Raw genomic sequence first — 12,463 nt, forward strand, 5'->3', positions numbered from 1 at the left:
CAGTGTACGCCCCGCATCGTTGCCTGATAAGCTAGCAATACCACACAATATTGTTGACCAAATTCGAACAATGAATACCTTGAATCCCCAGCGGCTGGCCGTGTTTGCCGCCATCATCCAGGCCGGCAGCATCAGCGCATGCGCCCAGCGCCTCGGTTGCGGCAAGTCCGTCGTGTCGCGCCAACTGGCGAAACTCGAAGAGGAATTGGGAGCGCGCCTGATCCAGCGGTCGACGCGCCGGCTGGCGCTGACGGAAATCGGCGAACTGGTGTTGCGGGAAGCGCAGCGCATCGAACAGGCGCTGGCCAACGTCGAACAATTGAGCGGGCAATACCAGGACGAGCCGCGGGGCGTGCTGCGCGTATCCTGTTCGATGGCGGGCCGCAAATTACTGGTGCCCAAACTGGTGGAATTCACGGCGCGCTACCCGCAAGTGAAGGTGTCGCTGCAACTGGATGACCGCATGACGGATTTGATTGCCGAGCAAATCGACGTGGCGATCCGCACGTCCAGCCTGGTCGATTCCACCCTCGTGGCCCGCAAGCTCAGCGACAATCCCGCCGTGATCGTAGCGGCGCCGTCTTACCTGGAACGGGCCGGCACGCCGCAGGCCGTGGAAGACTTGCAGCACCATGCATGCCTGCTGTACGCAGTGGGCAGCCGCGTGTATGACGACTGGTCATTCATGGGGCCGGACGGGCCGTACACGATGCGGGTCGATGGGCCGCTGCAAATGAATGACGGCGGATCGCTGGTGACGGCGGCTGTCGGCGGCGCGGGCATTATCAGGGTGCCGGCGCCGCTGGTACGGGAAGAAATCGCGGCGGGCTTGCTGGTGCCGCTGTTGACGGATGTGGCGCTGCCGCCAGGGCCGTCGAATTACGCCGTATATCCGGCGCGGGCATTCCTGGCCCGCAAGACTGCCGCGTTTATCGCATTTCTACAAGAGAAAATGGCGGCGTAGCGTACCTTGGCCCGCCCTGCGCTCAGGCCAATCCCAGCGCCTGCTTCTGCAATGTGATCAGGTCCGCAATCCCGGCCTGCGCCAAGTCCAGCAAGCGGTTCATGCGCTCGCGGTCAAAGGCCGCGCCTTCCGCCGTTCCCTGCACTTCAATGAAGCCGCCCGCATCCGTCATGACGACATTCATGTCCGTATCGCAGCCGGAATCTTCCACATAATCGAGGTCCAGCACCGGCATATCCTGGTACACGCCGACAGAAATGGCTGCCACGAAATGCTTCAATGGCACGGCAGGCAGCGCCCCTTTCGCCACCAGTTTCGACAGCGCGTCGTACGCCGCCACCATCGCCCCTGTGATCGATGCGGTGCGGGTGCCGCCATCGGCCTGGATCACGTCGCAGTCCAGTTTCAGCGTGCGCTCGCCCAGCGCATCGAGGTCAAACGCAGCGCGCAGCGAACGGCCGATCAGGCGCTGGATTTCCTGCGTGCGGCCGCTTTGCTTGCCCTTGGCCGCTTCGCGGTCCATGCGCGTATGCGTGGAACGGGGCAGCATGCCATATTCCGCCGTCAGCCAGCCACGCCCTTCGCCCTTCATGAAGCCCGGCACCTTTTCTTCCACACTGGCCGTGCAAATGACTTTGGTATCGCCGCATTCGATCAGTACGGAACCTTCCGCATGCTTGGTGTAATTGCGCGTCAGGGTGAGTTTGCGCAGCGCGTCAACAGCGCGGCCGCTCGGGCGGGATTCAAACGTCATTGGGAAGGATCTCTCTTGGTTAGTAATTGCGTGGATTTTTCAATGGCGCCGCGGATTTCCGCGATCGCCCGTTCAATTTCATCGTCGTCGAACACGTCGGCTACCGCGCTCTCTTGCTGCGCTGCCTGCGCTTCGGCGCCGAGTATCGTGGAATTGACCTGGTCTTCGGCCAGCATTTCCGTGGAAATCATGGAAGCGCTGGGTTGCGATGGGATGCCGTCGGCAGCCGTGCTGCCTTGCCACATGATAGCCAAAGCGGTGGCATTATCGCTGGCCGGACCACCCGTGGCCACGGCCTGGCGCAGCATGTCCGGCACCGCGCGCACGACGGTTTGCGTTTGCAGCCGCTGCGCCATGTCTTCATCGGCCAGCTCATTCCACAGGCCATCCGAGCATAATAGCATCACGTCGCCCGGCAACAGGCTGGCGCGGCGCGACATCTCGACCTTGGGCAGCGACGACGCGCCCAGGCAGTTATACAGCTTGTTGCGGTCTGGGTGCGTGGTGCGTTCCGATGGCTGCACCAGTCCTTTGGCAATCAGGCTTTCCACGTGCGAGTGGTCGCGCGTGCGGGCCAATACCTGGCCGCCACGCATCCAGTACAGGCGCGAATCGCCGCAATGGGCCCAGGTGGCCAGGTTGTGCTGGATCAGGCACGCCACCACGGTGGTGCGCGGCGTGTCAGGCAAATTGTGCATGGCCTTGTAGCGGTGGATTTCCTGGTGCGCCGCCATGAACGCTTCCTCGAGGAAGCGTTCCGGGATTTTTACGTAAGGCGTGGCTTGCTGCTGGAATAGCGTGGAAATCGTTTGCAGCGTGATGGTGGCGGCAACTTCGCCCTTCAAATGGCCGCCCATGCCGTCGGCCAGCACCAACAGCAGCGCATCGCGCGTAAAACTGTAGCCCATGCGGTCCTGGTTCACCTTGCGGCCGCCGATCTGGCTTTCCTGGTACACGGAAAATTGCATGGCCTTTCCTTCTTTTTAAGGATGCAGCGTGGTTTGGGCGGCATCCTTCTTGCGCGTAAAGCGTTCAAACAAGCCCCGCACCTGGCCGCCCAGCTTTTCCAGCGTCCCCGGTTCGGCAGGCGGCTGCGGCAGCGGCGTTTGCAGCACTTTCTGGATCTCAAACAGGCTTTGCGGCCGCGCCAGCGGGTCCACCGCCAGCGCGCTGCGCACCAGCGCCACCAGCTCCTGGGTGTAATGGCCATCGAGCTTGGCAAAGTGTTCCGCCATCTTGTCTTCCTTGCGGCGCTGGTCGGCAGGCTGCGGCGGCGAACCTACCATGCACGCAAACATCGCGGCGCCGATACTGTAAATGTCCGTCCAGGGACCCAGCGGCTCGGTCTTGATGTACAGCTCTGGCGGCGCAAAACCCGGCGTGTACATCGGCGTCAGCATCGGCAAATCATTGTTGACGGTTTGCCGCGCGGCGCCGAAGTCAAGCAGCATCGGCGTGCCGTCCGTACGCAAATAGATATTGGCAGGTTTTAAATCCAGGTGCAGCAATTTGCTGGCATGGACTTCCCGCAACCCTTTCACCACTTGCAGGAAGATCTGGCGGATAAACGGTTCGCCCAGGCGGCTGCCTTTGGCGCGCTGGCGCTGTATGTGTTCTTGCAGCGAATGGCCCGATTCATACGCCATCACCATGTACACTGTCTCATTTGCGCGAAAGAAATTTAGCACTCTCACAACATTCGGGTGCGAAATACGGGCCAGCGCGCGGCCCTCTTCAAAGAAGCATTTCAAGCCGATACGGAACACAGGGAGATTGGCTTTCGCTATGACGGGCGCCAGTTCGCCCTGCTGGCGCAGCGCCAGCGCGCTGGGCAAGTACTCCTTGATGGCGACAGCATTGCCTTCCCCATCGTAGGCAAGGTAAACAATACTGAACCCGCCGGACGCAATTTTCTTTACAATGCGATATCCAGCAATTTCCAGCCCTTCCGGCAATGGGGCGTTGTTCTGTGCAGCCATAGGATTTCCTCGCCTCAACAACTGGATTGTGTGGAGAAATCACTGTTTTTGTAAAGATTAAAAAAAGATCGGGGAGATCCATTGAGTATTTCCAGCATGACGGGCTACGCGGTCGCCACCAGCGAAAGCGCAGCCGGGACATTGACCATTGAAATCAAAAGCGTCAATTCGCGTTTTCTTGACCTGCAGTTTCGTATCAACGACGATTTGCGCGCCCTCGAACCCGATTTACGCTCTGCGATCATGGCCGCCATCACGCGCGGCAAGGTGGAACTGCGCCTGAGCTTTGGCCGCAAGGCTGCCGCGGCCGGCACCCAGGCATTGAATACCCAGTTGCTGACAGAATTGTCGCGTTTGCAAGGCGAAGTGGCGTCCCACTTCCCGCAAGCGCCGCAGATGACTGTGGCGGAATTGCTGCGCTGGCCCGGTGTGGTGGAAGAAGCACAAATCGGGCAGGAAACCCTGCAAGCCGACGTGGCCGCGCTGATGCAGCGCACGCTGTCCGCGTTTGTCACCAGCCGCCAGCGCGAAGGTGCGGCGCTGGAAGCCATGCTGGTGTCCCGCATTGAATCAATGGAAGCCATCGTCAAGCGCATCACGCCGCTGATTCCCCAGGTGGTTGCGCAATTCCAGCAAAAAGCCGTGGAACGCATGCAGGAAGCGCTGGGCATCGCGTGCCAGAGCTCGAACACAAGCCTGTCGCGCCAGGACGCGCTGGAACGCATCCGCCAGGAAGTGATTTTGTACGGCATCCGTATCGACGTGGCCGAAGAACTGGGCCGCCTGTCCGCCCACCTGACGGAAACGCGCCACATCCTGAAAAAAGGCGGCCAGGTCGGCAAGCGCCTGGACTTCATGATGCAGGAATTGAACCGCGAAGCGAACACCCTGGGCGCCAAGGCGTCGGTCAAGGAATTGGCCGATGCCTCGATGGAATTGAAGCTGTTGATCGAGCAGATGCGCGAGCAGGTGCAAAACCTGGAGTAAGCAATGCCGGCCCGCCACGCCGGGCTGCTTCCCCTGAGGGTGCGCACGATAGGCGCACTCTTATCAAAAATACATATTCAACGTGTAATATTGTCATTAATAAATGACTTTCGACATGTTGTATGGCAAGTTTTTCGTTTTCCGGCCTGACACAAGCCACCCGCCTGCTACAGCTGAGCACGCCCATTGGGGCAGACAAGCTGATCCCGGAATGCGTTCGTGGCGAAGAAGCGCTGGATGCCGGCTTTTCGCTCACGATCAGCGCGCTATCGACCGATGCCGCCATCCCGCTGAAGTCACTGCTGGGGCAACCTGCCCTGCTGCAATTGCTGACAGCCAGCACGGATACATTGCGCCCTTTTCACGGCCATATCACTGCAGTGGAACTGGCCGCATCCAATGGCGGGCTGGCACGCTACCAGCTGACACTGGAGCCCTGGACCAGCTTTCTGGCATACGGCCGCGACAGCCGGGTATTCCAGGACATGACGGTGCCGGAAATACTGGACGCCGTCTTTTCCGCGTGGCGCGGCCGGGGCAAGCTGGCGCCCGCGTGGCGCTTCGACTTGCTCGACATCAGCGTTTATCCCAGACACAGCCTGGTGACGCAGTATCAGGAAAGCGACCTGGCCTTTGTCCAGCGCCTGATGCTGGAACAGGGCTTGTTTTATTTTTTCGACCATGCAGGCGATCCGGACAGCCCTGCGCTGGGCGCGCATACGCTGGTCATCGCCGACCATAACGGCGTATTCCAGCCTGCCGGCCAGCCCATTGTCCGCTTTACCCAGCCCGGCGCCGTGATGAAGGACGATGCAATGGACCGCTGGCGTACCGAACTGCGCCTGCAAACCAATGCCATCGAATTGCGCAGCTGGGATTACCGGACATTGCACAGCAGGCCAGTCAATGCAGGCAGCGGCGGCGCTTCGCCGCTATCCCACCGCGATACGCTGGGCCAGTATGCTTATGCCTCCACCGCGCATGGGCAGCGGCATGCAGACAATCTGCTGGCCGGACTGGAAGCGCGCAAAGAAGTCCACACTGGTGCAGGGACCGTGCGCACGCTGTCCCCTGGCACCATATTTACACTGCATGGACAAGACCAGCTGGATTTAGCCGACGGCGATGACGCGCGCACGTTCGTGGTGCTGCGCGCAGTACACCTGATGCACAACAATCTGGACGCCCAGATGCAGGCTGCAATCAGTGCGCGTCTGCCCGTTGGCGCCCTGGCTTCCAGCATTGCCAAGGAAACCTCGACCGGCCTGCATGCGGCGGGACTGCGCATCCATGAACGCCCGCTGTACCGCAACCGTATCGAAGCAATACGCAGCAGTATTGCGTACCGTCCGGCGCCCTTTGGCGACGATGGCGAACCCCGCCATCAAAAACCCCGCGTGACCGGCCAGCAGACGGCGATCGTTGTCGGCCCGCCGGGCAGCACCATCCATACCGACCGCGACCACCGCGTCAAAGTGCAGTTCCACTGGCAGCGTGGCAAGCAAAGCCACAGCCGGCTGGAACATCCTGATCCGGACAGCCACGCTGGGGCACCCGCCGACGACAGCGCCGGCACATGGGTGCGCGTTGCCACGCCGCTGGCGCCCATTGCCGGCGCCAACTGGGGCAGCCACGCCCTGCCCCGCGTTGGCCAGGAAGTCTTGGTGGACTTTCTCGAAGGCGATATCGACCGTCCCACCATCATTGGCGCGCTGTACAACGGCAAGGGCCACGACAATGCGCAGCACAACCAGCATGCCGCTGGGGCGGGCGCCAGCACGGGCAACGCGCCCGCATGGTTCCCGGGCGCCAGCGCCGCGCACGCCCATCCGGCCGTGCTGTCGGGCCTGAAATCGCAAGCCATGAGCGCCAGCCAGGAGGGAACGGGCGCTTACAGCCAGCTGGTGTTCGACGATACGGCGGGACGTCCGCGCCTGGCATTACAGCGCCATGGCAGGCAACAGCAAGATGCGTCCGAACTGAACCTCGGGCGCCAGCGCCATCAGGACGATAACCAGTCGCTGGAGCCGGCAGGTTTGGGCGCTGAACTCCATACGACGCACAGCGCCGCGCTGCGTGCCGGACAAGGCATACTGTTGTCCGGCGATGCGCGGCGCGGCGCCAGCGGCAGCCAGCTCGATGCACGCGAAGCGCATGCGCAGCTGGGACAAGCAGTGCAATTGCAGGCATCGATGGCAAAAACCGCGCAACAGCACCGCGCGGGCGTGGCCGCTAGCAATGGAACACCAGAACCGGCGCCAGACCAGCTGCCAGCCATTGCCGCCGTCGCGCACAGCATGAAAACTATCGCTGGCAATGACGCGGGCGCCAGCGCATTCCGCGAACCACAACTGCAATTGTCTGCGCCCGCCGGTATTGCCGCCCTCACGCCAGGCAGCGCCATCCTCAGTGCAGCGGAAAACAGCAGCATCACGGCGGGACAGGACATCAACATGGCCGCGCAAGGCAATCACTTGCAGGCGGTGGCGGGCGGCATCAGCCTGTTCACCTACGGTAAGGCAAGCGGCAGCAAGCCGGTACAGGAAACCGGTATCCGCCTGCATGCGGCCAGCGGCGAAGCCAGTGTGCAGAGCCAGACCGGCCGCACCGCTATCACGGCGGACAAATCTGTGACGGTCGCCAGCGTGAGCGGCAGCGTACTGGCTGCCGCCAAAGAACACGTGCAACTGGCAGCGCAAGGCGCGTTCCTGAAGCTGGAAGGCGGCAACATCATGCTGCACGGTCCGGGAAAAATCGACTTCAAGGCCAGCATGAAGGAATTGGGTGGACCGGCCAGCGCCAGCTCCGATTTCCCGCGCATGCCTGTGCCGGAAAGCTGGCCCGGCGTCTACAGCCAGCAAGTCAATGTCGCCAATTTTATCGGTGTGGATGAAACCAGCGGCGCGGCCCACGTGCAAATGCCGTATTCGATCCGCGACAAGTCCGGCACTGTCATCGCCACCGGCGTCACGGGCGACGAAGGCGATACACGCCGCGTGTTTACCAAGGAGAAGGAGGCGGTGGATTTGTTTTTGGGTGAGGGGGAATGGCGGGTGTTTGTGGATGTTAAACATAACTTTGGCCCTGCAGGAGGGGACGCATGATTGGCCAGTCACCTTTGCCGCGCAATGCCACCAGCGCGTTTCCGCAGTTGGATGCATTGCCTGATGCGGCGCCTGCTGTCGAGCCAGATGACATCGCGGCGCCTGACGCCTCGCCCGCAGCGGACGCACAGGCCGACGGCGACAGCACCATTTGTTTCAACATGTCGATCCGCGACTTTGGCGGGCAGCCCATCGCCGGGCTGAAATGCCGTGTCGTGGTCGGCAAAGAGACTTACAGCGGCACGACAGATGAGCAAGGCAACATACCGGAAATCTCCGGCTTGAAGCCCAACGAACCGCTGGAAATCCTGGTCAAGAAGACCAATGGCGAGTATTCGACCAAATACGTCGGTTTCACCCAGGGCTCTGACATGAACGTGTGTGCGGTCAGCCCCCATATCAAGGTGGCGCTGGAGACGGAGCCACATGAAGGTGAACCAGATCCGGCAGCTGCCACGCCGGGACCGACTCCGGCGCCTGCTGCGGCGCCAGTTACCGCAGCAACGGCAGCGCCGCCTCCGGCACAACCCGCCGCCCCGCCGCAAGCCCCAACTGCCACCGTTGCCCCCAACGCGCCCACTGCCGGGCAAATTGCCGGCAATGGCAAGCCGCCCAGCAAGGAAACGCAAGCTTGCCGCGATAACGCAGGACGTCCGCGTTTATCCATCAAAGAACGGGTTGGAGACTGGCTGCACAGGAACCGCTTGCCAACTTTAGGACTGTGGAGTCCGCAAGACTTTAAAGCCGGCGCTTCCGGCTGTACGACGCCGGGAGTCAATGACAAGGCTGCATCTGGCGCCAAATCGCCCCCGGCCCAACAGCAGAACACCGGCACGGTGGCAGGACCAAAGGTCACCAGCCTGGACCAGCCGGTACCACCTTCCGTCAAAACGCTGATCGACATCATGGAAGAACAGTCGACATGGCAGTGGGACGCCATGTTCAAAACCGATAAATGCACGTCTGCATCAATCAAAGCAGACCTGTTGGCCAAGAAATTTACGCCGCTAACCGGCAAAGCTCCCGGCAAGTCCGATGGGCGTTGTTATGCCTCGGTAAAAGTGGGTTTATGGCGTGCCGGCCTGGTCAGTGGATTCAACGATGACATTTCAGCCAAAGGTGCGGGAAAATGGCTGCTGTCGCAGGGGTTTGTGGACGTTACGGCATCGGTTCCTGATGCGCGCTGGGCGCTACCAGGCGACGTGATTGTTTACCGTTATTCCGACGAAAAAGAAGAAGCAAACCGCAAAGTTACCGAGGCGGCCTTTAAGAAGTATGAAAAGGAAAAGGCTGAGTACGACCTGAAACAAGCGGCGTACAAGAAGGAGCTTAGTTTGTGGGAAGCAGCGATGAAAGAGCGCAAGCTTGCCAAAGAGGAAGCAAAGAAAAATAAGACGAAATATACAGGCGGGGCTGACCCGAAGAAGCCAAGAGAAGCAACTAAGCCCAACCTGCCGGATGACAAGAATTATGGGCATATTGATGTGCGGACGTATGATGGGTATATCAGTGACTTCAAAAGAACCCAGCTTCCCAACATGCAAGATTACGCAGTTGCAGGGATCTATAGAAAAATTTCCGATCCAATGCCTGATCTTCGACTACGTGCTTTTTTGAAAGTTCTTAGAGAGTTTGAGTGTCATGGTGAGCCTGATGATAGTAAACGGTACTACTTGCTAAACGGAGGAAAAAGCTTCAAAGATGTTAGCACTCATCCTTTCGAGTCCTTAGGAGACCGTAGCAACACGGCTGCTGGAGCTTATCAAATCCTTCTGGGGACCTATTATGAGCTCCTCAAACCTCATTTTGGATTTAAAAGGGGCTTTACCCCTTTACAACAAGATAGGATGGCTACAAGACTGATAGAAGCAAGCAAACAATCTTTATCGCTAATTCGAACAGGTAAAATTGAAGAGGCCGCGTCCATCTTAAAAACTACGTGGACCAGCTTACCTGGAGGTATCCATGTTAGAAAAAAAGATGGCTATGTTTTCACAATGAACGACCTGAAAAATAGATACCAATCATTCTTAATCGAACAAATTAAATGACCCGCCAATCATTAACCGCTCATTTTTCTTTTCTAGCAATTTCATTTGTAATGATTGCGAACGCATCAGGTAACGAAAATAATACCGAAGTGTGCGATATTGTAAAAAAATCAAAAAACCCAACTGCATTCTTGGTCGGCAAGGATGGCAAGCTAAGCAAAGGACCAATCGAATTTGGACGATTCCCCTACAAATACTCCCATAGTGACACCTTCACTATTCCCACCGAATATAAAATCATTATCACTCCAGCAAGATTAAAGATTGAGAATTGCACAATCGGTTGCTTTGAAACTAAGAGAACTAAGCCCCTTTGCCCTATGTCCTCAACTTACTCACTAGGTATTGTTATTAGAGATGGAAAAGATTTACAGGGCACTTCCTCGCTTCCGTGGAAAACTGAAAGTGAAATGGGATTTTCAAGTGTAATCGATCCCGAGACAAATGATTGGGTTGAACTAGATTACGCATTTAACAGCAGAATTGTCGGCGAAATATATGATCCCACAATTAAAAAATAATGAGGTTAAATTCATAAGCCCGGAGAAATTAAAAAGACTCATACCAATGAGCTTAGCGCTGCTTTCTCCGTACTTGCTAGCAGGTGAGCATGAATCAAAAATAAATAGCATTTGCCGGTTAATTGCATCTAGCAAGAGCCCTACAGTATTCTTGATAGACAAATCCAAAAACATCAGCACTGGACCAATCAACCTTGGGAAATACGGCTATATCAACAATGATGAAGATTACAACGTCATCCTTACTGATTACAAAGTCATAATTACTCCAGCCAGATTAAAAGTCATCCCTTGCGCGGGAAGTTGCCTTTCAGTCAAAAAAGCTAAATCGTTATGTCCTGGAACAGCTACATATGATCTGGCATACACGAGGATCAACAAGCGCAGAGACATCAATGATTTGTCATGGCTACCCTTCAAAGTTGACACCTACGCCACATTCCCGGACGTTGAAGATCCCGCATCTCCATATCCAGTAGGCGTCACATACCATTTTGAACAAAGGATTGTTGGCGAAATGTATGACGCATCAAAGAAACATTGAACACCTGTATGCGTAAGCGTTACAGCCGTCAATCGATTCTGCTTATAACTGCGCTGTCAATGCTGTCGGTCCATGCATTTTCTGCAACATCACCCGCTATTTGCGATCAAATTAAACATGCACAGGAACCTTCTGCCTATTTGGTGAATAAGGATGGCGAAATCAGCAAAGGGCCTATAGATTTTGGCAGATACGGTTACAGCTATCGCCCTCGTGACACCTACACTATTCCGACAGACTACAAATTAATAATTACTCCAAGCCGCATCAATGTCCGCTCCTGTTCAGAAAATTGTGTGGAGCTAAAAAAATAAAACCCATCTGCCCATCCTCGCAAACTTATGCCATCAGCTATATACGACGGGATAGCCAAAAGAATGCATACGACAGGAAGTGGCTCCCAATGGCAGAACATGCAGATTTCGAATTTTCGTACGACGACCCCTCATCCATATATCCTGTCGAGTTGAAATTTCATTTCAAACCAATTATTGAGGGCGAGATTTTCGATGCAATGCCAAATTAATCGTAAGCCTCTGATTCAATCGCCGGAACAGGTAAAAATCTACCTCAGGGATTTACCGATTTTCGCTACAATAAACGCATTTCCTGCATATATCTGATGGGTAAATGAAACCAAAGTTACCCGGTCCAGGCCGGACCATCTAAATTCAACAACTTTCTTAAATATCAGATAAATAAATGAAATGTTTATATCAGAACTTTAATTTCAGCATTACTGCTCTCTGCTTCATCCGGCTCGTTAGCTGAAGCAAAATCCTGGCTCCCCTGGAAAGAAGATGCTCAAATAAAAATAGAGCAATTAGATGATCCGAAATTAGATTACCCTCCTCCACTGAATTATCGCTTTGAGACTCGAATCATAGGTGAACTTTATGATGCCGCAAGCAAGAACTAGCTAATTTACTTCAAGAGATTTACATTTCACCCCAAAGTAAAAGGTGAAATTTATGATCCAGAAAAAAGTCCCGCCGCAAAATAACTCACGTCCGTAACTGCCCCATACGCCGGAATGCCCGCCACTCATATTCTACCTTGTGCAGGCTGAGTGCCGGCTTCACGAGGTCGCTGCGGCTGACCACGCCGATCAAGCGCAAGGATTCGGTATCGGCCACCACCGGCAAATGCTCGACGCCATGCACGGCCATGCGGGTGGCCACGATGCGGCACGTTTCGCCGGGCAGCGCCACCGGTGGTGGGTTGAGGCCATACAACACGCTGACCGGCGCTTCCTGTGTAATCACCGTCATCGTCCCCAGCGCGGCGCGGTCCAGCATGCCGATCACCACGCCGTCCCGCGTGACGGGAAACGCACGCCACCACTCACATCAGCGCCTTGGCCAGCAACAGCGCACCGACGGCACTGGCCGCCGGATGGTGCAGCAATAAATCGCCTATCACGTCATAGCATCAACCCGATCAACAGCCCGCCTACCACCGGCACGGCAATCACCCACGGCCCCAGCGTATGGGCTGCAGGCGACAGTTCCGCCACTGACAGCGTTTAATAGAAAAACAGGTTGGTGAATAACCGGATC

General features: G+C 56.8%; 11 protein-coding genes. 7 read left to right on the plus strand and 4 right to left on the minus strand.

Translation table 11 applies throughout. The annotated features are described in order from the left end of the window. Positions 1 to 70: 70 nt before the first annotated feature. A complete protein-coding gene (locus GM668_RS25385) occupies positions 71 to 964 on the plus strand; it encodes a LysR family transcriptional regulator (RefSeq protein WP_155441771.1) in 894 nt (297 codons plus the stop codon). A gap of 22 nt (positions 965 to 986) precedes the next feature. On the opposite strand, the gene rph is transcribed toward GM668_RS25385, so the two are convergent. The 3 genes from rph to GM668_RS25400 are packed head-to-tail and all read right to left on the minus strand — an operon-like array spanning position 987 to position 3,697. After that, positions 987 to 1,718 carry a ribonuclease PH gene (gene rph / locus GM668_RS25390; protein ID WP_155441772.1) on the minus strand — a complete coding sequence of 244 codons (732 nt, stop codon included), beginning with the start codon at positions 1,716 to 1,718 and terminating at the stop codon, positions 987 to 989. After that, positions 1,715 to 2,686, minus strand: coding sequence for a PP2C family protein-serine/threonine phosphatase (locus GM668_RS25395; RefSeq protein WP_155441773.1), 972 nt, complete (start codon positions 2,684 to 2,686; stop codon positions 1,715 to 1,717). Before GM668_RS25395 ends, rph begins: the two co-directional genes overlap by 4 nt. A gap of 15 nt (positions 2,687 to 2,701) precedes the next feature. Continuing rightward, a complete protein-coding gene (locus tag GM668_RS25400; protein ID WP_155441774.1) occupies positions 2,702 to 3,697 on the minus strand; it encodes a serine/threonine protein kinase in 996 nt (331 codons plus the stop codon). Between the two features lie 96 nt (positions 3,698 to 3,793). Here GM668_RS25400 and GM668_RS25405 point away from each other — a divergent pair, with 96 nt between their 5' ends. The 6 genes from GM668_RS25405 (at position 3,794) to GM668_RS25430 (ending at position 11,218) form a co-directional block, all read left to right on the plus strand. Further along, positions 3,794 to 4,684, plus strand: a complete 891-nt coding sequence (locus GM668_RS25405) for a YicC/YloC family endoribonuclease (protein ID WP_155441807.1) — start codon at positions 3,794 to 3,796, stop codon at positions 4,682 to 4,684. A gap of 122 nt (positions 4,685 to 4,806) precedes the next feature. Beyond that, a complete protein-coding gene (locus GM668_RS25410) occupies positions 4,807 to 7,788 on the plus strand; it encodes a type VI secretion system Vgr family protein (RefSeq protein WP_155441775.1) in 2,982 nt (993 codons plus the stop codon). Beyond that, positions 7,785 to 9,839, plus strand: coding sequence for a lysozyme family protein (locus tag GM668_RS25415; RefSeq protein WP_155441776.1), 2,055 nt, complete (start codon positions 7,785 to 7,787; stop codon positions 9,837 to 9,839). The genes GM668_RS25410 and GM668_RS25415 overlap by 4 nt, the downstream gene beginning before the upstream one ends. Further along, the gene (locus GM668_RS25420; protein WP_155441777.1) at positions 9,836 to 10,360 is read left to right on the plus strand and encodes a hypothetical protein; all 525 of its coding nucleotides are present in this window, start codon (positions 9,836 to 9,838) and stop codon (positions 10,358 to 10,360) included. The genes GM668_RS25415 and GM668_RS25420 overlap by 4 nt, the downstream gene beginning before the upstream one ends. Further along, positions 10,338 to 10,904 carry a hypothetical protein gene (locus GM668_RS25425; protein WP_155441778.1) on the plus strand — a complete coding sequence of 189 codons (567 nt, stop codon included), beginning with the start codon at positions 10,338 to 10,340 and terminating at the stop codon, positions 10,902 to 10,904. Before GM668_RS25420 ends, GM668_RS25425 begins: the two co-directional genes overlap by 23 nt. 8 nt (positions 10,905 to 10,912) lie before the next feature. After that, positions 10,913 to 11,218, plus strand: a complete 306-nt coding sequence (locus GM668_RS25430) for a hypothetical protein (RefSeq protein ID WP_155441779.1) — start codon at positions 10,913 to 10,915, stop codon at positions 11,216 to 11,218. 690 nt (positions 11,219 to 11,908) lie between these two features. On the opposite strand, the gene GM668_RS25435 is transcribed toward GM668_RS25430, so the two are convergent. Then, positions 11,909 to 12,202 carry a CBS domain-containing protein gene (locus GM668_RS25435; protein WP_155441780.1) on the minus strand — a complete coding sequence of 98 codons (294 nt, stop codon included), beginning with the start codon at positions 12,200 to 12,202 and terminating at the stop codon, positions 11,909 to 11,911. Positions 12,203 to 12,463 lie beyond the last annotated feature (261 nt).

This window comes from Pseudoduganella ginsengisoli (genome assembly GCF_009720865.1).
In the GTDB taxonomy this organism is placed as follows: domain Bacteria; phylum Pseudomonadota; class Gammaproteobacteria; order Burkholderiales; family Burkholderiaceae_D; genus Rugamonas; species Rugamonas ginsengisoli.

What these genes read in the sequence shown, in the direction of transcription:
- GM668_RS25385 (WP_155441771.1), top strand. Translation starts at nt 71, where the DNA reads ATGAATACCTTGAATCCCCAGCGGCTGGCCGTGTTTGCCGCCATCATC.
- GM668_RS25415 (WP_155441776.1), top strand. Translation starts at nt 7,785, where the DNA reads ATGATTGGCCAGTCACCTTTGCCGCGCAATGCCACCAGCGCGTTTCCG.
- GM668_RS25435 (WP_155441780.1), bottom strand. Translation starts at nt 12,202, where the DNA reads ATGCTGGACCGCGCCGCGCTGGGGACGATGACGGTGATTACACAGGAA.
- GM668_RS25425 (WP_155441778.1), top strand. Translation starts at nt 10,338, where the DNA reads ATGATCCCACAATTAAAAAATAATGAGGTTAAATTCATAAGCCCGGAG.
- GM668_RS25430 (WP_155441779.1), top strand. Translation starts at nt 10,913, where the DNA reads ATGCGTAAGCGTTACAGCCGTCAATCGATTCTGCTTATAACTGCGCTG.
- GM668_RS25395 (WP_155441773.1), bottom strand. Translation starts at nt 2,686, where the DNA reads ATGCAATTTTCCGTGTACCAGGAAAGCCAGATCGGCGGCCGCAAGGTG.
- GM668_RS25405 (WP_155441807.1), top strand. Translation starts at nt 3,794, where the DNA reads ATGACGGGCTACGCGGTCGCCACCAGCGAAAGCGCAGCCGGGACATTG.
- GM668_RS25410 (WP_155441775.1), top strand. Translation starts at nt 4,807, where the DNA reads ATGGCAAGTTTTTCGTTTTCCGGCCTGACACAAGCCACCCGCCTGCTA.
- GM668_RS25420 (WP_155441777.1), top strand. Translation starts at nt 9,836, where the DNA reads ATGACCCGCCAATCATTAACCGCTCATTTTTCTTTTCTAGCAATTTCA.
- GM668_RS25400 (WP_155441774.1), bottom strand. Translation starts at nt 3,697, where the DNA reads ATGGCTGCACAGAACAACGCCCCATTGCCGGAAGGGCTGGAAATTGCT.
- rph (WP_155441772.1), bottom strand. Translation starts at nt 1,718, where the DNA reads ATGACGTTTGAATCCCGCCCGAGCGGCCGCGCTGTTGACGCGCTGCGC.